The sequence below is a fragment of the Sphingobium sp. TKS genome (assembly GCF_001563265.1).
Classification (GTDB): Bacteria; Pseudomonadota; Alphaproteobacteria; order Sphingomonadales; family Sphingomonadaceae; genus Sphingobium.
Window position 1 is genome coordinate 175483 of sequence record NZ_CP005084.1, and the last position, 19947, is coordinate 195429.

Consider the following 19947-nt stretch of genomic DNA (forward strand, 5'->3'; position numbering starts at 1 on the left):
TCGGATCCGAAGACTGCCTTCGTTCGGTCTATATTTGATTGACACTTCACTCAGAAACTTGGCATAGACATCGAGCTATCGATAGCGCAAATTTTTGGAGAGAAGACGTGCCTGCAAAGTCCGATAGCCGGCCTACGGTTGTGCTGACCGATCACCCGTGGCCCGACGTGGCGATCGAAACCGAGATTTTCGCCCAAGCGAACATCGATCTCGTCGCCGGGCCGGTCACAGCTCCGGCGCCGGAAGAGGTCGAGCGCATGATCGCTGATGCCAATCCCCAGGCAATCATGACTTGCTGGGCGCAGGTGTCGGCTCAGGCCATCAGCAATCCCACACGGCTCACTATCGTGACGAGGCTCGGTATTGGGCTCGACAACATCGCAGTTCAGGCCGCAACGGATCGCGGGGCGTGGGTCTCGAATGTTCCGGACTATTGCGTGGGCGAAGTGTCCGACCATGCGATCGCCCTGCTCCTGGCATATTCGCGGGGGATCTCGGTTTTCGATCGCGCGACGAAAGCGGGCGAATGGTCGCCGGACAAGGCGGATCTGCGTCGCACCGCCGATCTGATCGTCGGGCTCATCGGCTATGGCAGGATCGCCCGCGAAACTGCTCGCAAGCTGGCGTCGTTCGGTTGCACCGTGCTGGGGCAATCGCGCAGTTTCCAGGGAGACGAGTTCGCTCAGGCCGCGACGCACGAGCGTATTCAGGCCGAGTGCGACGCGATCGTCATTCACGCGCCTTTGACGGCCGAAACGCATCACCTTGTCGATCGGGATTTCCTGAAGGCCTGTCGGCGGACGCCGCTTATTATCAATGTCAGTCGGGGCAGCCTGGTCGATAACGACGCTCTTCTGGCCGCTCTGGCGGAGGGCTGGATTTCGGGGGCGGCATTGGACGTCATCGAAGGAGAGCCGTCGCCCCCGTCGGAACTGCTCAAGGATCCTCGCATCATCGCGACGCCCCATGTCGCGTTCTCGTCGACGGCATCGCTCGTCGAGTTGCGCAGACGGGCCTGCGAGGATGTCGTTCGCGCCCTGCAAGGCGAGAAGCCAGCTCATCCCTGCAATGAACCGGGGACGGCCCTCGAAGGGGGTGTGGCAAGCGATATTCGTGTTATCGACGAGGGATATGGCCCCATCGTCATCAAACATGCGCTCTCGAAGCTGCGTGTCAAAGCGGATTGGTTCTCAGATCCGAACCGGTCGAATACGGAAGTCGCCGCCCTCGAAGCGGCCGCCGAGCTGATGGGAGCTGCCGCCGTTCCGAAGATCCTCTGGAGCGATGCCGAGCATAACAGCTTCGCGATGGAATTCGTAGGCCCGCCCTTCACGAACTGGAAAGGGGAGTTGCTCTCAGGAAACGTCTGTCCCGCCGTTGCCGCCCAGGCCGGTCGCATCCTTGCGCGGATGCATAGGAACTCTGCCGGTCGCGACGATATTCGCGGCAGGTTTGACGATGTCACGAATTTCGAAGAACTTCGGATCGAGCCCTTCTTCGCGCGCACCGCCGCAAGTTGCCCCGAAATCGCCGACGACATAGTTTCGGCCGCAGAGGGCATGCGCAAGCGTCGCGAAGCGCTGGTGCATGGCGACTATAGCCCTAAGAATCTGCTAACCGACGGCCAGGATATCGTAGTCCTGGATTGGGAGGTGGCCCATTGGGGCGATCCCCGCTTCGATATCGCCTTTTGCCTTTCGCACCTGATTTTGAAGGCGCACCGCCAGGGCGCCGACCACGACGCGTTCATCGAGGCAGCCAGTGCGTTCGCCGATGCCTATCGATCCGAAAATCCGGGACCGTGGGACCGCGATCTCGTCACTCTCGTGGGTTGCCTCATGACCACTCGCCTCTTCGGTCCGTCTCCGATCGACTATCTCGATCAGATCGACGTCCTCGCGACGGCTATGCTGGCGAAGGAACTGGTGCGGGGAAATGCGAACGCCCGCTCTCTCCCCTTCTTTGCAAATCTGGAGAATGTTGATGCCTGATTCTTCCCGCCTCATCGAACAGGTGGTCGCCCGTCAGATACTCGATTCGCGTGGTCGTCCAACTATCGAAGCCGATGTCATTCTGAGCGACGGCACGGTCGGACGGGCGTGCGCACCGTCGGGCGCGTCAACAGGCCGCCACGAAGCGGTAGAATTGCGCGACGGCGATCCTCTCCAGTTCGCCGGGCTCGGCGTCGCGAAGGCGGTAACGAATGTCGCCAACGAGATCGCTCCGGCCCTCAAGGGTTTCGCCGTGAACGACCAGGCCGGCATCGACGCCACGATGACCGATCTTGACGGAACATCGAATTTCAGCCGCTTGGGCGGCAATGCCGTACTGGCCACATCGCTCGCCATATGTCGAGCGGGCGCCATCGCCGCCGGCCGACCGCTTCATCTCTACATCAACGACCTGCTCGGCGATCGCCCGCTGTCGATGCCCATACCGATGACGAATATCCTTAGCGGTGGCGCGCACGCGGGCCGCGGCATGGATATCCAGGACTTCCTCGCGATCCCCATCGGCGCGAACAACTATGCGCAAGCACTGACGATGGTCAACGAGGTGCGCGCGACCGCGGCACAACTCTCCGCCCGTCATGGCCTGCCGGTTCTTCTCGCCGACGAGGGCGGCTTGAGCCCGGGCCTGGAAACGGCCGAGAAAGCTCTCGACCTCATGGTCGAATCCTTCAAGGCGGCTGGATATGAACCGGGCGTTGATATCGCCATCGCACTCGATGTAGCATCGAGCGAACTGTGTCAGGAAGGTCTATACAATCTCGCCCGCCAGGGTGAAACTTATTCCGGTGTCCAGATGGTCGACTATATCGTCAAGCTCGCCCACAACTATCCGATCGTTTCGATCGAAGATCCGCTCGATCAGGACGACTGGATCCACTGGGCGCAGATCACCTCGAAACTGGGTAACATCCAACTGCTGGGTGACGATCTTTTCGCCACCAATCCTGAACGGATCACGCGCGGCGCTGTCGAAAACGTCGCCAATGCGGCCCTCATCAAGGTCAATCAGAACGGCACGCTGAGCGGGACTTTCGCGGCGATGCGGGCAGCGTGGGCCGCTGGCTATTCCACGATCGTCTCTGCCCGCTCGGGCGAGACCGACGATGCCTTCATTTCCGATCTGGCCGTGGGATCGGGAGCCGGTCAGATCAAGATCGGGTCCACCCGCAACTCCGAGCGCCTTTCGAAATATAATCAGCTGCTTCGCATCGAAGCGGCAGCGGAGCTACCGTTTGCAGGACGTGAGACCTTGGCCGGCATCCGGCCCAAGGTCGCGGCCTAATAAGGACAAGGAAAGCATCATGACCAATTATGCATTGTCGGTGGTCGAGAGCGGCGGTCGGCCGGTGGTTGCGCTGGAGACCGGCGGCGCATTCTACGATCTGTCCAAAGCGGCGCCCGACCTTCAGGTCGACGCATCTGGCGGCATTCTGTCATTGCTCCAGAACTGGGACAGGTCGACCACCATCCTCGATGACATAGCAGCTTCGCTGGCGGGTTGCGATCAGGCTGCCTTGCCCAAACCGGACGACGGGGCGTTCCAGCGCCTCGTCACCCACCCCTCGAAGCTCATCTTCGCGGGTCTGAACTATTACGACCATCTGCGCATCGATCTGGGGATTACCGATTTCGACAAAGAGTCGCTCGATCCTCTTCTATTTCTCAAGCATCAGGGTGCCCAGGCCGCATCCGGGCAGGAACTGGCGTTCCCGATCCAAACCCAGCAGCTCGATTGGGAGGTCGAGCTTGTCGTGATATTCGGTAAATCCGGCCGCGCCATTCCTCGCGCAGAAGCGATGAACTACATTGCCGGTTATGCCGTCGGTGTCGACCTGTCAGCACGCGATTGGCAGAACAGCAAGCGCCACATGCGTGAGTTCGATCTCTTCGCAGGCAAGGCTTTCGACGGAGCGAGCCCGGTGGGTCCGCTTTTCGTGCCGGCCCAGTTCGTGGACTCCTCGAACCTAGGCATGAAACTTTGGGTGAACGGAGAACTCAAGCAGGACTCCAACTCCGATCAGATGATCTGGTCGATTCCCGAACTCATCGAATGGATAAGCCGGCACATGACGATCGAACCCGGCGACATGCTGTTCACCGGCTCGCCGGCCGGGGTCGGCCTCATATCCGGGACTTATCTCAAACCAGGTGATGAAGTGAGGGCCGAGATCGCAGGCCTTGGGATCCTCACCACGCGCCTTTCATCGTGAGGTACGGGCGATGACCAAGGCTATCCTCTGCCTCACCTTCGACAATATGGGCAGCGCCCAGGCCGTCGGCAAAAGGGAGGCCGCGGGCCCCGGCTCCGACGACCTCGGACCGGCCGGATATCCCGAGGCCATCGCCCTTCTGTCGGAGACTGGCCTCAAGGCAACCTTCTTCATCGAAGGTTGGAACGCCCTGCACAACCCGCAAGCCGTGCGGCGGCTGGTCGAGGCAGGGCACGAGGTCGCCATGCACGGGTGGGTCCATGAGGCGATCGGCTCCCTGGAACAGGTTGACGTCGAGCGGGTTCTCCTGGATGCGTATGCGGCGTTCAGGCGCATCGGCATTACGCCCCTCGGATTCCGAGCTCCTGGGGGATGGCGCGGGCCTCATGTTTTGCCCATCCTGCGTCGTCTCGGCCTTTTGTATGACAGCAGCGTCGAACATGGGTTCGATGATCCGCAAGACGCTCTGGCGCCAGCACCGCACATATTGGAGGGCGATTTTCCGAACCTGCCCTGGCAATGGTCGTCCATCGACTATTTCCATTATGCCATGCATCCGGCTGGTCCGCAGTCTCCTGCGCAGATGAAGGAAAATTTTCTCGGAAAGCTGCGCAAGCTCGAGGAGGATGGCGGGTTTCAAACCTTTATCTTCCACGCCTTCGTCTCCTGCGAAACGGAGGAGAGAAGTCAAGCTCTGCGCGAGATACTGGAATATGCCGAGCGCTCGGCCGCCATAGATGTCGTTACCGCGAACGAGGCGGCGCGAATATTGTCCGGCAACGGAATCTGCGCTTAATTCTCATCGTTCCAAGAAGGCCGGGATTGATCGGCGGTCCCGGCCTTCGCTGCGCTCCGTCGGCTTATTGCGGGCGATCGTCGGGAAGAACCTTCATAAGATCGTCGAACGAGGAGGTGGGAAGGGGGTATACACCGCTATTGCGCTCTTCGTTGTTCGCCGAGTAATCACCGCGGTTCCAGCGCTCGAGTTCCTCATGGGCGACCCGTGCATATTCCTCGTTGATCTCGATCTCGTTTTCAGGATCGGTGACAAGCTCGATCAGCATGCCGTTCGGATCCCGGACATAAACCGAGTAGCAGAATCCATGGTCGATGCCCGCAATCGGATAACCTTCCCCTTCGAGCTTCTTCATGAAGCGGTCAATGTCCCTGAAATCCGGAACGGACACCGCGACGTGATGATCGAACGCATCCTGGGGTGTCTTAGGCGCCTCGCCGCGCGCATTGTTCGCGAACTCGAAGAAGGCCAGGCAGCTGCCGTCCTTCATCTCGAAGAAACAATGGAGATAGGGAGTGGGAAGGCCGCGCGTCGGATCGATCATTTCCTTAAAAGCGGTCACCATCGGCATCTCGAGAATATCCTCGTAGAAGTGCCGGGTTTCTTCCATCTTGTTGGTCCGCAACGCATGGTGATGCAAGCGCGCTACCGTCGTTTTCGCCCGACGGGTGTCGCGGATTTCCTGCAATTTGGCGCGGTCGCGACTGACCGGTTTTTTGATATCGAGTACGATGCCGTCGTTGACCATGATATCTCTCCTAAGGGTGGAATAGAAAACTGAATGAATCCTCAGTCTTTTATATCGAATTTCTGCGGTATGATGTCAAGTGCCGGCGCGTCCGGAGCGATTTCAGTCGGGTCCGTTCTTCTGCGAAGTAATGAAAATAGATAAATTATGTTGAAATTTCAAAAATATATAAATAAATTTCTCCCACGAATCGATTGCCGGATACGGCCAATCAATGAAGGATGGGCTATTTGGAAGCCTTGCTTTCATTGGAGGATGGGAGCCGGAATTCCCTTCTTCCTGGCCTGTTATGGCTTGATAAAAGCCAAAAAAAGTGAATAATTACTCAAATTATACGGCGACTGTTCGCTTTCATGGGGAGGCTCGTCCTCAATCCTGTGCTTTCTGGAGGTTGAGCAGGAGATGGCCGGACAAGCGGACTCGGGGCGCACGGGATTGCGCTCTCAAAGGCGACAAGCCGCGCTCGAATGCTGAATTCGCGTCCTCAAGCCGTTCCGATTAGGCCGCGACGGTGGCTTCGGGGAAGCCGAACACCTCGCCCACATGAGCGGAATCCATATATTCCTTGCCGGCGGATATCTTCCCGTCGCGGAAAAACAGCAGGAAATGATAGTCGCTCGAATAGGCCTTGCCGCTCTTCATGAGAATATGTCCCTTGGCGGTGATCGCGACGCGATTGTTTTCAGCCGTGATGTCGTCGAAGCGAAAGGTGAAGGGGCCGTCCGCTTCGGCAAAGAGCTGCGGCACGATCGCCAAGAAATCGTTCTTCTGATGCAGGCCGGAAAATACCGTCGACGGGATCACCCACCAAGTCGCATCGTCTGTCATGAGTGCGCCCATCCGGGCTGTGTCGCCGCTTGCAACAGCGTCAAAGAATTCGAGCGCGACCTTCTTGTTGCCCTCCAGGCTCATATCCTGTCTCCTATGTTCAGAATGGGGTGGGCATATCGCCTATAAATTATCTGACGATATCCTCAAATATATGAACATGGATGCGGGACGAGGTCAAATGGAAATGCCTTGTTGCAAGCATTTCGAAAGATTTTAGTTTCTTGTAAAATTTTTATTGACTGATTATTCCCTCAGTTTAAGCAAGCGAATCGCTGGGGAGTCAGCGGCGGTCGCGAGAGAATGTATGAAGCTCCCGGCTCAATGCTCTCCAGCGATAAGGATGACCTCGGTGGACCATGGTGCCGTGGCCTTTTCCAGCCCGCGCTGCGGTTGTCGGCCGCAAGGCGTTCGCCCGATTCCTCACGCCAAAGATGATTCACTAGGAGAAAGAGCATGAAGGTTCTTGAAGGAAAAGTCGCCCTGATTTCGGGGACGGGCGGCGGTATGGGGCGATCTGCCGCTCTCCTTTTTGCGCAGGCGGGTGCGAAAGTCGTCGGCTGCGATGTCAATGCCGAAAATGATGCGGAAACGGTACGGATGGTCCGGGAAGCGGGTGGCATCATGGAATCGGTTGCGCCTATCGACGCTTCCAATCCTGAGCATGCTGAGCGCTGGGCGAAGTTCGCTGTCGACACGTTCGGCGGCATCGACATCCTCTACAATAACGGCGCATCGCTGCGTGCGTTCGGGCCGTTCATCGACTCGACGCTGGAACAATGGAACGACACGCTACGGTATGAGCTTACGATCGTCTACGTATCCACCAAAGCGGTCTGGCCCTATCTCGTCGCACGTGGAGGCGGGGTGATCATCAGCACAGCGTCGCTATGCGGCCATGTCGAGCTGCCGCCGTTCCGTTCCGCCGCGCACGGTCCGTGCAAGGCTGGCGTGTCGGCCCTTGCAAGAATGTTCGCTGCGGAAGGCCGCAATGACAACATCCGGTCGAATGCCATCAGCCCCGGTCTGATCCTGACGCCGGTTTCGCAGAGCTATGAGAAGGAAGACAAGGTCGTCGGCGACCTGCTCGTCTCGAAAATCCCGATGGGCCGGATGGGACAGGCCGACGAAATCGCCAACGTGGCCCTGTTCCTCGCCTCGCCGCAATCGCATTACATCAACGCTCAGGACATCATCGTCGACGGCGGGATGTACGGCATCAACAACGTCGTCGAGCATGTTCAGGTCGACTATGCCGATTCCCCGCTTCTGAAGAAAGCGGAGACCGAAACCGCCTAATTTCCGGGGAACCTTTGCCTTGCCGGGATGGCAGGCGGGTGCTTGCAAGCGCCTGCCTGTCTACTTCCCCATTGCTGTCGACACCAGTCCCGAATGCCGGTACACGACGTTGCCACACGGATGCAGGCGTTGGCTGATTTTGCCTAGCGATCTATGCTTCGACCGCCACATGACCGATGCCGCCATCGAAAAGTGCCGGAAGGCGCTTCATTTCCTTACGTACCAGCGCGCGTCCCGGGGCTGCCATCATTGCGTCCATCCCGGCCGCATCTCGTCAGATTATCGGGATCAGGTAGAATGAGTCGGCATGTCGGCCTTCCCGGCCGACTGGCCACAAGAGCTGTGCGCTTTCGACGCCGGGCAGCTGGCGCGCAGCAACCCGCTCTAAATTCCTGCGCGCAATTTGCTCTCTGTACCAGGCTGGGCTTGCCCTTCCCATGTTCCCGATCGTATCAGCATGTGTCTTCCCTTCTAATTCGTGGAAACAGATTCAACAGCCGAGAGTGGCGAGCAGCGAAGAGCGCGGGCTACCTCGGTTACGCGCCGCCCCTGATAGCGGGCGACCGCAAGATGAGCTTCGTCGGGGAGAATGCTGTCTCCCATGGAGGCGTGGGTCGCGCCATAAGGGGTTCCCGCCGCGAACATCACCGGATCTCCATAGCCGAGCGGCACTATCACCATCCCCAGATGCGCCAACGGATTGTATAGCGAGAGAAGCGTGGACTCATTGCCGCCGTGCGTTGAGGAGGTCGCACCAAATACGGAGCCAGCCTTTCCGTCCAGGCGCCCCTTTGCCCACAATCCGCCGAGTCCGTCGATATAGGCTTTGACTTCCGATGCGACGGAGCCGAAGCGGGTCGGCGTTCCGAAAATGATCGCGTCTGCCCACTCGGCGTCATTGAGGCTCGGGCTTTCGTAATTGGCGTTCATGCGCTCGGCCTGCTCGGTCCACCCCGGAACGGCCTGCATGATTTCCGGCGCTACGATTTCGCGCGCTCGCCGAATTCTGACTTCGGCGCCGGCAGCCGAAGCGCCCGCGGCGACCGCCAAAGCGAGCGCTTCGGTCGACCCGGCGCGCGAATAAAAGACGATTAAAATCTTGGTGTGGGTCATATCCTGTCCTTGAGAATGCCGCGCGCCGGTGCAGCCGGAAGGCGAGCGACCGTAGCCGGTTGGCCTTTGCCGTTGCGATCGGCCCGGGGCGCGGGGGTGATAGTCGGTTTCTGATCGATTCGTCAGATATCTATAAACGTCCAGAGCGGCAGCGCAACGTTTCCCGTCGCATAAGTGCTTTCCTAGTCTGGAGGAGCGGGTCATATTCGGCGCACTTCACCCATTGGGTTATGTGCCAAGCAACTTCCAGCTTTCTTCATGCCATTCCTTTGCGAACGTTAGCACTTCATATTGGCGAGTCGCCACCACGACGCCGATGGAAAGAATCCCCGGATTTTCACCAATTGCAGCATTATTGAGGATTTCCTCAAAATCTCTTGACAGGAAGGGCTATGCAATCCTAAAGCAATAAGACTGAATATTCATTCAGAACCGTGCGGAGAGACGCGGAAGCATGGAATATGGAGATCCGGAGGGGATTCTTATGGCCGTTTGCAGTCAACACACGAAGCGCATCCTGCTTGCTGGGCTTTCCCTGGCGGCCTTGATGAAAGTCATTCCCGCAATCGGACAGACGGCCGGTGCGGATCCGGCCTCGCAGGTGCGAGAATCCGCAGGTATAGGCGACATCGTCGTCACGGCGCAGCGACGCTCCGAAAAACTCAACGACGTCGGCATCTCGGTCGTCGCTGCCAGCGGTGACGCTCTGCTGGCGAAAGGCGTAAGCAGCACCGCGGATCTTGCGAAGCTCGTTCCCGGCTTGACCGCAACTGAAACGCCTTACGGCACGCCCGTTCTGACGTTGCGCGGCGTCGGCTTCTACGAGTCCAGCCTCGCTGGCAGCTCCCCCGTGGCAGCCTATGTCGATGAAATTCCGCTTCCCTACACTCGAATGGCGGCCGGCACCTCGCTGGATATCCAGCGCATCGAAGTGCTCAAGGGGCCGCAGGGTACGCTCTATGGCCAGAATTCGACCGGCGGCGCCATCAACTTCATCGCAAACAAGCCTACGGATGAGATCAAGGCTGGCTTCGACGCGAGCCTCGGGCGCTTCATGGATACCGATGTCCAGGGCTTCGTCAGCGGGCCGTTGGGCGACTCCGCTCGGGCTCGCCTTGCCCTTCGAACGCATCAGAGCGGTGATTGGCAGAAGAGCGTCTCGAGGGAAGACACCATGGGTGCGACCCGTGTCACGATGGGACGTTTCCTCCTCGACGTGGATGCAAGCGACGCGTTGACCTTCGAGCTCAACCTGAACGGCTTTATCGACAGGTCGGACACCCAGGCGCTGGCCGCGGCAAGTTTTTCGCCGAACGATCCAACGTCGGTACAGCCAGCGGAGCTTGCGGCCGTTCTTACATCGCCGGGCAGCAACCGTCTGGCCGATTGGGGTGCCAACCGCGAATATCGCCGAAACAACTGGTATTATCAGGCTGCGCTGAAAACGACCTATTCGCTCGGCGGCGCGGATTTGATCGCGATCACCGCCTATCAGCACTTCAAGCAGGATCAGACCACGGATGCGGACGGCACGAATGCCGAAGCGGCCGACAGCAACCAGTCCGGCTATATCAAGTCATTTTCCCAAGAATTGCGTTTGCAGGGCGAAGCGGGCCCGATCAAATATGTCGTGGGGGCGAATTACTCCCACGATACAATCTTCGACGACACGCTCTACATCGTGGCCGATGGATCGCAGGCCAACGGATTGCGAGCGCAGGGATTGAATTTCCGCTATGCGCGGACGTACACGAAGCAGAAGGCCGATACCTATCAGCGCGGTGACGAAGTCGGTTTTCAGCCGGGTCTGTCAGCGCCTTCAGGGGTAAAAACGATGAGGAGCATGGCCCTTTCTCCGTCGAACTCGGCGACGAGGGCGATGACGAGCGCAACATCGGTCTGAACTACGAACAAGAATGCCTTGGATGCGCCCCTGGCGCCCCTCGGAGTGCCGCAACCGAACAGGGCGCGCATGAGAATGCCAAGATTGAACCCGGCGACGTGGATCAAATAACGCTTGTGAACATTCTCGCGCCCGCGCAGCCACGCGCGGCGCATGCCGCCGCGATCCAGGACGTGGGCAAAGCTACGCTCGACCATCTCACCACGCTTGCGCATCGCCTTGCGTCCGACGGCGGATTTCAGGCGAGACCGATTGGCGTAGACGGCCTTCTGGGCAGCCTCGTCGCCGTGCCAGCGCAGATATCCATTCGGCGGTGCCGGCTCGGCGATGCGCGTCTTCCAGATGTCGCCGTCGAGACCCTTGAGGAGCTCGCGCGAATGATAGCCTTTATCGGTCACAAGATCGCAGGGATCCCCGGACGTCGGCGCCAGGCCAATGTCGGCGAGGTTGCGTGCTGCCGTCTCCAGCGTGGCGTCGAGCGTTGTCGTGTCGCCCTTGTCGGCCGGGTGGATCGGCGCTGCCACGATAACACCCGTGTCGAGATCGACCGCGTGTTCGGGCTTGTAGGCCAGACGCGTCGAGCCGTTCTTCATCCGCGCGACCTTCGCGTCGGGATCGGTCTTGCTCGCCCAGTCCGCATTCGACAGCTTCTTGCCCTTGCGTTTGCGATCGAGCCGGACAAGGTCGTCGATCGTCGGCGTGTCGATGCCGCTCTCTTGCGCCATGCGCACCAGCATCTCGCGGTAGGTCTCGCCATTGTCACGCCGCACGATGGTACGCAGCGCGGCGTTCGCCTCCATGGTCGAGCCATCGACGCCGATCCGCTCGCCTTTCACCAGATCGTGCCCGGCGACGAGGGCCAGTACCCAGCCGAAGATCTGGTCATGTACCTCGTGCGGCAGGCGGCTCCGCGTCTTCGACAACCAGCTATGATCAGGGACCTTGTCGCGGCTCGACAGTCGCAGGAACTCCCGCAGCGACAGCGAATCCGAACAGCGCCAGACAATCCCGCGTTCGCTGTCGATGCCCTCGAAATAGCCGATCAGCAGCATGCGGAAATAGCGGCCCGGCGGCAGCGACGGGGCTCCCATCCGCGGCGCATAATAGGGCTTGCACGTCTTCTCGACAAAGCCATCGAAGCCCGCCTCGGCCAGCAGCTTCTGGAGCTTGTCGTAGAAAACATGCCCCGGTGAACGCGGTATCTCCGCCCACGTCACGATCAAATCGGACTGGACCTCGCTATCACGCCCCATCGCCATCGCCGCTAACCCGCCAGACAATCCCACTGCCGCACTGAATCAGCCACCGCCGACTTCGTCAACGGCCTGCTATGCGGGCTTTGCGAACATCGACTATGAACTATCCCGAGGCGTCAACCTTCAGGGTGGCATCCGCTATACGAAGCAGGACCGTAGCTTCACTGGCTGCCTGGGCGACCCGGGCCCGATTGGCGAGGGTCGCTGGGCGGCTCTGTTCTCGTACCTTTACGGCACTACACTGGGCGTCGGGCAGTGCACGACGATCAATCCCGCGACGGGCGTCATCGGCCTTCAGGGCGACGATCTAAACGAAGACAATATTTCCTGGCGCGGAGCCATCAACTACAAGCCGGCCGATGGCGCTCTCATCTATGCGAGCGTCAGCCGGGGTTACAAGCAAGGCAGCTTTCCAACCCTGGGTGCGAGTCTAAGCACGCAATATATCCCGGCGCGCCAGGAAAGCCTTCTCGCCTATGAGATCGGGACGAAGCTCTCGCTCTTGGACCGCAAGCTGCAACTTAACGCTTCGGCCTTCTATTACGACTATAGCGACAAGCAACTGCGCGGAAAGTTCATCTATCCAGTCCTGGGTACAGGCGAAGCCCTGATCAACATTCCCAAATCGCGCGTTCAGGGTGCTGAGCTGCAGATTCTCACAGCGCCTGCTCCCGGCCTCACCTTCGAGGTGAACGTGACCTATGCGGACTCCAAGGTCCAATCGGATTATCCGGGTCTTACGCCGACTGGCGCGCCCATCAATCTGAAGGGCGAGTCTTTCGAGCTCACGCCTAAGTGGGCAGCCAGCGGAACGATCGCCTACGACACTCCGGTGAGCGACAAAGTGAATGCGTTTGCCGGCGTCGACGTAAACTATCAGAGCCGTCAGCACGGCGGTTACGGGGGAGATCCGCTGTTCGCGATCGATCCCTACACGCTGATCGATCTGCGGGTCGGCATTCGGGATCGCGATGACAGGTGGCGCGGCCAGCTCTGGGTCCGCAACCTGACGGACAAATATTATTGGACCAACGCCAACTATCTTGCGGAATACACCTATCGCCAGACCGGCAAGCCCAGAACCTACGGGCTTTCGGTAAGCTACCGTTACTAACTCTCCCTTGGGGATGTCGCACTTGTACGCTGCGCCATCCCCATTTTTCGGCTTCTGAACGGGAAGGATTGGAAATGGCCGCGATCATGGTCGTCTACATGAAGATCGACGATCCTCCTTGGATTACCGGCTGTTTCCAAACCGTGCCGGCGTTGATCGCCAAATATGGCGGCGGGTCATCGCTGGAGGAAGAGAGCCTCATCGGTTGGAAGGCGACCTGGACGTAGACCGCATCGCCGTACTTGAATTTACTTCCCTTGACGTGGTCTCGAAATTCTGGACGGTCGAGCGTTACGTGTCTTTCAAAGACGCTCGCGAAGCCGGAGACCGCTCCCATATCATCGCTTCTTCGATTGTCGCGATCTTGAAAAGGCTCTTCAATTACTTGCTGCGTGCATGGCCGCGATATAGCCAAATGTCATACCGGGGCCGATGCTGGCACCGCCTCCTGGATAGGCGCCGCGGAAAACTGAATTGGCGTCTACGCCGATGGCATATAGCCCCGCTATGGTCTCGCCCGTTGCATTCAGCACGCGGGCTGACGCATCGGTTTCCAGACCGTTGATCGTACTGAATTCGCCTGGCCTGATCTCCACGGCGTAGAAGGGACCTGGGTCCACCGGCCCTAGCGTGGGATTAGGCTGGTGCTGGGGATCGCCCTGTTCAGCGGTATAGGCGTCTTCGCCTTTGTTGAAATCAGAGTCGTGGCCATCGCGGGCGAAGCCATTGAAGCGATCCACTGTCGCATCCAGAACAGCCGGATCGATCCCCAGCCGTTGGGCAAGGGCAGGAATAGTCGCCGCCGTTTTGAGGTAGCCGTTCCGGATATGGTTTTTGTAGGGGAGCGGGCCAGGTCTGACATGTCCCATGCCGTAGGTGCGCAAGGCGGCATGGCAGCAGATCAGCCAGGCGGACTGGATGTCCTTACGGATCATCACATTGCCCAATTCCTGATAGGAAGCGCCTTCATTGACGAAACGCCGTCCATGCCGATCCACCAACAGGAAGCCTGGGAACGCCCGATCGCGGAAGATGTGTGGATGATGGAGACGCCTGCCGCTGCGATCGACCCTAGTCGACAATGCCGCCCATATGCCATTGGCGACATTGTCGGTGACAACATGTCCGCCTGCTTGCCCGCCGGCATGGAGACCATCGCCGACATTCGTTTCCGGCTGCAAAGAGCAACCCGCGCCCGCGAGCGGCAGATAGGCGTGCCGCATCGCATCATTGCCGCCATAGCCGCCGCTTGCCAGCACGACCCCGCGTCGCGAGACAACCACCTGTTCCCTGCCGTCACGACGCACGATCACGCCGCGCACCGCGCCTTGGTCGAACTGTAGCCGCATCATCGGCGTTGACGGCCACAGAGTGACGCCCTTTTCCCGCGCCGTGAGCAGCAGCGCGCCGATTAACGCATTACCCCCGACCAGGCGGGTCGGACGGCCGTGCAGCAGCAGATCCCGGACATAGCGGCCAATCTTTCGCGCGGTGTACAGGAAAGCAGCGCGATTTCGAAACGCCGCCCCAAAATGCGCGACATCTGCATAGGCGACCTGCATGCCGCCCAATATGGAGAGATTGGGGAGGCCGGGGCTGATCCGCGCGAGATCCTTGCCGAGCCGCCGGCCATCAAATTCGGCCGCACCGATGCTGCGCCCGCGCGCTGCGCCCTTGCGCCACGGCTCATAATCGAGGCTGTGCCAGTTGTCGAAGCGCACTACGCTGTTCGCCTCCATCATGCCGACCATTTCCGGGCCATGCCGCAGAAAGGCGCCGACCTTTCCCTCGTCATAGAAATTGCCCATCAGGTCGCGAAGATAGTGGTCAGCCTGCTCCGGACTATCGGACAAGCCAGCGGATGCCATATGCGGATTGTTCGGTATCCAGGCCACCGCGCCCGAACGCGCCGTCGTGCCGCCGAACGTCTCCGCCTTCTCGATCACGAGCACGGAAAGGCTCCGATGCGCCGCCACGACCGCGGCCGTGAGACCGGCTGCCCCTGAACCGACCACCACCAGATCGAATGTCGATTCCTCGTTCATCATTTGTCCTTGCTTATGCGGCGATGCTTGGATGTGTCGGAACGTAAACGGGCCGACATCCCCTTTCCATCGTCAGTCCGCCTTGGCCCCAGCCTTCACCCAGTCGCGCAACTTGGCGATCGATGGAGCATCCAAGGGTCCCGTCAGGGGCATGCGTTCGCCCGAGCCACCGGCTTGGACATGCGTCCCCTCCACCTTGCGGATGAGGTAGCTTTGTTCCGGTTTTCCCGGCGCGATGTAGGAAAGGGGACTCTCGCCGCTTTTAACTGCCACGATTGCCCCGTAAGCCGTACCAATCTCAAGATTGAGATTGCCCGAAGCGCCTTGGGCCTGATGGCAAGCTACGCAATTGCCGTCGAAGATCGGCTGAATTTCCTGGTTGAAGCTTGGGCCGCTGGATGGCTCCTGCACCTTGTCGGCCTCCCGCTTCCCATCTTGAGAGCAGGCGCAGATCATCAACATCGAAAGGCAGATCAAAATCCGTGCGCGCCGCCGGGCGGCCGCCCATCGCATATCTGTCATTTCATTACCCTCAGGCAGCCGCAGGCAGTTTTACATCAGCGGCGTCTTTCACGGGTTCCTGGACCGCGTTCATCCCAGCCAGATGGCCATAGGTCATGGCCAGACCGAGAGTGCAGCCGCCGCCCCAATAGCTCTGCCCAGCCGGGGACGAAATGCAGTTGCCGGCGCCATACAGACCGGGAATCGGAGCATCAGACGTATCCAGTATCTGCGCCTTGGGATTGATGACCGGCCCGCCATTGGTGTCGAGCACGCCTGATCCCAGGATGATCGCGTAATAGGGGCCTTGCGCCTGGAACGGATGCATGGTGGCGTTGGGCATCTCCCCAGTCTTCCAGGGAGTTCCTTCACGCGGAATCGAGGTGTAGCTGAGCCAGTCCCTGTCCCACTGGAACGCGCCGCGACGAAACTGCGCGTCGGTGCCGGTCTCGGCAGATTGATTGAACAGGGCGACCGTCTTGGCGAGGCTCGCCGAGAAGCCGCCGTCGATGCGAACCTCTCCCCAACGGTCGCCATGACGGTCCAGGCGCGCCTGGATCGCCGGGGCCAAGGCGGCCAGGTTGTCGGCTTCAATGATGTAAGAGGCCTGTGCGCCGGCGGGCGGCAGAGGAAAATTGTCGGAGAACAATTGGGTGACGCGCCGGTCGTAGATCATGAACAGAAACTGGTTGGGATATTCTTCCCTATTTGTATCCCATGTGAAATGAACCTTCGCCCGGTCATGATAATTATGCTTTTCATTGACCACGCGCTCGCCATATTTATTGACAATAACCATGCTATCGCCCGGTGGTTGCCAAATTCCTCTGGGGACGCTCGGCAGATCTAGCGTGTGTTCCATCACGACCTGCATGCGCCATGCATTGTTGAGGTTGCCGAGCTTCGCGTCGATGGCTTGCGCCATCGTGACGAAATCGCCTTCGCTGGTGGGGACCGAGCAGGTTCCATAGATCGGCGCCGGCTGGAAATTGCGCATCATATCCTTGTTATGCGCAAAACCGCCGGTGGCGAAGATCACGGCCTTGCGCGCCCTCAGCCGCACGGTCGTCTTATCCGGCGCGGCCAGTTCCAAACCCACCACTTCCCCTTTTCCATTACGCAGGATCGTCTGCGCGCGGTGCTTGAGGAGAAACACAACCTTCCGCGCGTCTAGCCAGGCCTTGAGCTGCCGCACGAGTTCGACGCCGAGGCCATAGCTTCCATCAGGTTTTTGCGTCATGATCTGACGCCCGAGCGGCACCTTGTTCTCAGGCCCCTCATAATAATCGGGCAGTTGCAATATCTGCGTGGTTTTGAGCGCGTCGATGCTTTCCATATATTCGAACGCCTTGGATGCATTATCGTAAAATGCCTCCATCAGCCGATATTCGGGCTCCGGCATGCCAAAAAAGGGCGCGCCGCTGCGATAGAGATGCGGCCGGGCGCAGCGCGCCATGTAGCGCAAGGCGTCATCACGGTTGTCGACCTTGCCCTTGGCACGCAGGAAGCGGTTGTTCGGAACCCACATGCCCCCTTCCGACTTGGTCGATGTCCCGCCATAGGTGGGGCCTTTCTCCACCATGATGACCGAAGCGCCCTGGTTCACGGCCGCAACGGCTGCCGAAAGCGCGGCGGCTCCCGTTCCTACAATCAGTATGTCGGTCTCTTGCGCCCAGTCGAACGCGTCTCCCGACGGGCGCGACATGGTCGCGCCCGCAGCAAGGCCCAGCGCTCCGCCGACGGTCGCGCCGGCCGCCGTTGAGAAGAATTGCCGACGCGAGGAAACGGGTCGCGCAGATGTTGGATTGCTTGCCATGTCGATCCTCAACAGATGTGGCCGCTATGCTTTGCCGTTCGAGATCGGCTCAATAATCGAAGGCGATTGTCAGTCCATAAGTGCGCGGCGGCTTCACAAAGCCGATGACCGGCGAGCCAAGGAGTGTTGTTGCGACCTGCCCGGATGCGCGAATGGTTTCATTGCCGATATTGCGCACAAAACCCGTCATCCGCAGCCCCTTGTCCGTGCGGTAGGTGACGAAGGCGTTCTGGGTGTTGAACGCGGGCTGCGAGACATGATTGAGGTTGAAGGGCGAGAAATAAATCCTATCCGACCAATTGCTTTCCCCCCGGACCGTCAGCGAGCCGCCGGGCACGTCGAAGCTATATTGGGCCGACAGGTCGATCGTATATCTGGGAGCCTGCGGCAGCCTGTTGCCTGAAAGGTCGAAGGCGGGCACGCCGTTCTCGTCCAGCGTCGTGCCGTCCCCGGCGGGCCGGGCCTGATCCGCCGTCACGTAATTTTTGAACCGCGAATGCAGCCAACTGGCGTTGAGCGTGACGATGAGGTCGCGCACCGGCTCGAGGGTGAACTCCCCTTCCAGGCCGTAGATTTCGGCAGCCGCCGCGTTTTCCAGAACCAGAAGCTGCCCTTGGACCTTGCCCACCTGAAGGTCGGAATAGTCATAGTAGAAGCCGGACAGGTTCGCCCGGAGATGTCCGTCGAGCACCGTCGATTTCAGGCCGATTTCATAAGCATCGACTTTCTCCGGATCGAGCGCGGGGCCGGTCGAACCCAGGTTGAAAGTGCCCGCCTTGAAGCCCTTGGAATAGGAGGCATAGACCATCACGTCGCGTGCAATGTCGAAATCAAGGCCGATCTTGGGCGTGAAGGATTTGAAGGTCTTGCTGTCCCTGTTTGCCGGAAAGCGGGGACCGGCTGCTGGATCGTAAAGATCAGCGAAGTTGAAGTCGGATTGGTCGGCGACCTTCTTCTTTTCCCAACTGTAGCGGGCGCCCAGTGTCAGGCGCAAGGCGTCGGTGAGTGAATAGCTGTCCTGCGCGAAGATGGCGGCAGCGTCGGTCTTCAGGCGTCCGCCCGAGTAAAAGCCCTGGACGAACAAGTCCGGACTGCCCACGGCAAGGAGATTGAACGGCCCCTTGATGAACCCGTCGATCTGCTCGTGCATGTAGAAGGCGCCGACGACCAGCTTGTTTCGGTCTGTGTCGAGGTTGAGTTGTAGTTCCTGCGTATATTCGTCCGACGTCTCGCCAAAATCGATCTGGAAAAGATCAAGACCAAGCGGATTGAGGTCCGATTTCACCAGAAACGAACTGCTGCGATAGGCGGTGAGCGAACGCAGCGAGAGCGTATCGCTAAGTTCATAGGAAATGTCTGCGCGCGCGCCCCAGAATTCCGCTTTATTGGACGGATCACGCACACTTGCCACATTGCGCGGGCCAGGGTCGAAACCGCCGAGCAGCAGGCCGGTCGGCGTGACCGGATCGCCCGATGCGGTGAAACCCGCCGGACCGAAATAGTGATAGATGTTCGACCTGTCCTTCTGGTGATAATAATCGGCACCCAGCAGGATCGTCAGGCGTTCGGTCGGCTGGAACAGCAACTGTCCGCGGACCGCTTGCGAATGCTTGTTGTCGACGTCGGCGCCCGTGACGCGATTTTCGCCATAGCCGGAATGACTTTGGATCTGGCCCGCCAGCCGCATGGCCACCTTGTCGCTCAGGCCCGTCGAATAGTGGGCCTCTGCATTGATTGCGTCATAATTGCCATATGTCAGGCTGACGCCCGCCTTGGTGTTGAAAGTGGGGCGGTTGGTGATGATGTTGACGCTGCCGCCCGTGGCGTTGCGGCCATAGAGGGTTCCCTGTGGTCCGCGCAGCACTTCGACCCGTTCGACATCATAGAAGGACGCCAGAGCCGCTGCCGAGCGGGAGAAGAACACACCGTCCTGATTGAAGGCAACGCTGCTTTCCGCGCCAGTCGAAATATTGTCGACGCCGATCCCGCGCAGGGTCAGCCGCGCCTGTCCGACCTGTTCGGAAACGTTGAGCCCGGGGACGGTGGAGGCGATCGCTGTCAGGTCGGTCGCCCCACGCTGGGCCAGCGCCGCGCCGCCAATGGCGGACACCGCGATCGGGGTATCCTGAACGGATTCCGCACGCTTTTGCGCGGTCACGACAATGTCGGCGATGCCGGTTGTGTCGGCAGCGGCAGTAGCTGTGCCACCCTGTGGAGCATTCACCTGGGCGAGAGCCGGAGATGCGGCGACCGCGATTGCCGCTACGCTCGAGAGAGCCGCGCTGCGCAAGTGTCGATAAGTCATA

16 protein-coding genes and 1 pseudogene are annotated in these 19947 nt (G+C 59.7%); 9 read left to right on the forward strand and 8 right to left on the reverse strand.

Annotation, left to right across the window (positions count from 1 at the left end; all coding sequences use genetic code 11):
* The first annotated feature begins 107 nt into the window (after positions 1-107).
* The 4 genes from K426_RS30510 to K426_RS21795 are packed head-to-tail and all read left to right on the forward strand — an operon-like array spanning position 108 to position 5018.
* Positions 108-1991, forward strand: coding sequence for an NAD(P)-dependent oxidoreductase (locus K426_RS30510; RefSeq protein WP_082748984.1), 1884 nt, complete (start codon positions 108-110; stop codon positions 1989-1991).
* Complete coding sequence (gene eno / locus K426_RS21785; RefSeq protein WP_066562340.1) at positions 1984-3294, forward strand: phosphopyruvate hydratase; 1311 nt, start codon at positions 1984-1986, stop codon at positions 3292-3294. The genes K426_RS30510 and eno overlap by 8 nt, the downstream gene beginning before the upstream one ends.
* A 19-nt stretch (positions 3295-3313) precedes the next feature.
* Positions 3314-4222, forward strand: coding sequence for a fumarylacetoacetate hydrolase family protein (locus K426_RS21790; protein ID WP_066562341.1), 909 nt, complete (start codon positions 3314-3316; stop codon positions 4220-4222).
* Between the two features lie 10 nt (positions 4223-4232).
* Entirely contained in the window at positions 4233-5018 is a 786-nt protein-coding gene (locus K426_RS21795) for a polysaccharide deacetylase family protein (protein WP_066562343.1), read from the forward strand.
* A gap of 64 nt (positions 5019-5082) precedes the next feature.
* On the opposite strand, the gene K426_RS21800 is transcribed toward K426_RS21795, so the two are convergent.
* The gene (locus K426_RS21800; protein WP_066562344.1) at positions 5083-5766 is read right to left on the reverse strand and encodes a VOC family protein; all 684 of its coding nucleotides are present in this window, start codon (positions 5764-5766) and stop codon (positions 5083-5085) included.
* A gap of 498 nt (positions 5767-6264) precedes the next feature.
* The gene (locus K426_RS21805; protein ID WP_066562346.1) at positions 6265-6678 is read right to left on the reverse strand and encodes a nuclear transport factor 2 family protein; all 414 of its coding nucleotides are present in this window, start codon (positions 6676-6678) and stop codon (positions 6265-6267) included.
* A 372-nt stretch (positions 6679-7050) separates the two neighbouring features.
* On the opposite strand from K426_RS21805, the gene K426_RS21810 reads away from it, so the two are divergent.
* Entirely contained in the window at positions 7051-7893 is an 843-nt protein-coding gene (locus K426_RS21810; protein WP_066562347.1) for an SDR family NAD(P)-dependent oxidoreductase, read from the forward strand.
* 471 nt (positions 7894-8364) lie between these two features.
* Here the strand turns inward: K426_RS21810 and wrbA are convergent, their stop codons facing one another.
* A complete protein-coding gene (gene wrbA / locus K426_RS21815) occupies positions 8365-9006 on the reverse strand; it encodes an NAD(P)H:quinone oxidoreductase (protein ID WP_066562348.1) in 642 nt (213 codons plus the stop codon).
* A 454-nt stretch (positions 9007-9460) separates the two neighbouring features.
* On the opposite strand from wrbA, the gene K426_RS21820 reads away from it, so the two are divergent.
* Positions 9461-10909: a TonB-dependent receptor gene (locus K426_RS21820; protein WP_066562349.1), complete on the forward strand. Its 1449-nt coding sequence runs from the start codon at positions 9461-9463 to the stop codon at positions 10907-10909.
* Here K426_RS21820 and K426_RS21825 read toward each other — a convergent pair.
* Positions 10804-12168 (reverse strand): transposase, encoded by a 1365-nt coding sequence (locus tag K426_RS21825; protein WP_013039168.1) that lies wholly within the window; start codon positions 12166-12168, stop codon positions 10804-10806. The genes K426_RS21820 and K426_RS21825 overlap by 106 nt on opposite strands.
* Between K426_RS21825 and K426_RS30515 the strand changes: the two genes are divergently transcribed.
* From K426_RS30515 to K426_RS33145, 3 genes and pseudogenes are all read left to right on the forward strand, one after another.
* Positions 12167-13279 (forward strand): TonB-dependent receptor, encoded by a 1113-nt coding sequence (locus K426_RS30515; RefSeq protein ID WP_237230172.1) that lies wholly within the window; start codon positions 12167-12169, stop codon positions 13277-13279. The genes K426_RS21825 and K426_RS30515 overlap by 2 nt on opposite strands.
* A 74-nt stretch (positions 13280-13353) precedes the next feature.
* Positions 13354-13506 (forward strand): hypothetical protein, encoded by a 153-nt coding sequence (locus tag K426_RS31855; RefSeq protein ID WP_158511762.1) that lies wholly within the window; start codon positions 13354-13356, stop codon positions 13504-13506.
* Positions 13485-13559 (forward strand): annotated as a pseudogene (locus tag K426_RS33145) (hypothetical protein); the annotation flags it as partial. The gene K426_RS31855 and the pseudogene K426_RS33145, both read left to right, overlap by 22 nt.
* A 97-nt stretch (positions 13560-13656) precedes the next feature.
* Here the strand turns inward: K426_RS33145 and K426_RS21835 are convergent.
* From K426_RS21835 to K426_RS21850, 4 genes are all read right to left on the reverse strand, one after another.
* The gene (locus tag K426_RS21835) at positions 13657-15327 is read right to left on the reverse strand and encodes an FAD-dependent oxidoreductase (RefSeq protein ID WP_066562353.1); all 1671 of its coding nucleotides are present in this window, start codon (positions 15325-15327) and stop codon (positions 13657-13659) included.
* A 69-nt stretch (positions 15328-15396) separates the two neighbouring features.
* Positions 15397-15846 carry a c-type cytochrome domain-containing protein gene (locus tag K426_RS21840; protein ID WP_066562355.1) on the reverse strand — a complete coding sequence of 150 codons (450 nt, stop codon included), beginning with the start codon at positions 15844-15846 and terminating at the stop codon, positions 15397-15399.
* Positions 15847-15856: 10 nt separating this feature from the next.
* A complete protein-coding gene (locus K426_RS21845; protein ID WP_066562357.1) occupies positions 15857-17641 on the reverse strand; it encodes an FAD-dependent oxidoreductase in 1785 nt (594 codons plus the stop codon).
* A 49-nt stretch (positions 17642-17690) separates the two neighbouring features.
* On the reverse strand, positions 17691-19946 hold the full coding sequence (locus tag K426_RS21850) for a TonB-dependent receptor (RefSeq protein ID WP_158511764.1): 2256 nt from the start codon (positions 19944-19946) through the stop codon (positions 17691-17693).
* Between the last annotated feature and the right edge of the window lies 1 nt (position 19947).

Bases quoted from the DNA above. Each gene is read 5' to 3' on its own strand.
- eno (WP_066562340.1), top strand. From the start codon at position 1,984: ATGCCTGATTCTTCCCGCCTCATCGAACAGGTGGTCGCCCGTCAGATA.
- K426_RS21790 (WP_066562341.1), top strand. From the start codon at position 3,314: ATGACCAATTATGCATTGTCGGTGGTCGAGAGCGGCGGTCGGCCGGTG.
- K426_RS21795 (WP_066562343.1), top strand. From the start codon at position 4,233: ATGACCAAGGCTATCCTCTGCCTCACCTTCGACAATATGGGCAGCGCC.
- K426_RS21800 (WP_066562344.1), bottom strand. From the start codon at position 5,766: ATGGTCAACGACGGCATCGTACTCGATATCAAAAAACCGGTCAGTCGC.
- K426_RS21805 (WP_066562346.1), bottom strand. From the start codon at position 6,678: ATGAGCCTGGAGGGCAACAAGAAGGTCGCGCTCGAATTCTTTGACGCT.
- K426_RS21810 (WP_066562347.1), top strand. From the start codon at position 7,051: ATGAAGGTTCTTGAAGGAAAAGTCGCCCTGATTTCGGGGACGGGCGGC.
- wrbA (WP_066562348.1), bottom strand. From the start codon at position 9,006: ATGACCCACACCAAGATTTTAATCGTCTTTTATTCGCGCGCCGGGTCG.
- K426_RS21820 (WP_066562349.1), top strand. From the start codon at position 9,461: ATGGAATATGGAGATCCGGAGGGGATTCTTATGGCCGTTTGCAGTCAA.
- K426_RS21825 (WP_013039168.1), bottom strand. From the start codon at position 12,168: ATGGCGATGGGGCGTGATAGCGAGGTCCAGTCCGATTTGATCGTGACG.
- K426_RS31855 (WP_158511762.1), top strand. From the start codon at position 13,354: ATGGCCGCGATCATGGTCGTCTACATGAAGATCGACGATCCTCCTTGG.
- K426_RS21835 (WP_066562353.1), bottom strand. From the start codon at position 15,327: ATGATGAACGAGGAATCGACATTCGATCTGGTGGTGGTCGGTTCAGGG.
- K426_RS21840 (WP_066562355.1), bottom strand. From the start codon at position 15,846: ATGACAGATATGCGATGGGCGGCCGCCCGGCGGCGCGCACGGATTTTG.
- K426_RS21845 (WP_066562357.1), bottom strand. From the start codon at position 17,641: ATGGCAAGCAATCCAACATCTGCGCGACCCGTTTCCTCGCGTCGGCAA.
- K426_RS21850 (WP_158511764.1), bottom strand. From the start codon at position 19,946: ATGACTTATCGACACTTGCGCAGCGCGGCTCTCTCGAGCGTAGCGGCA.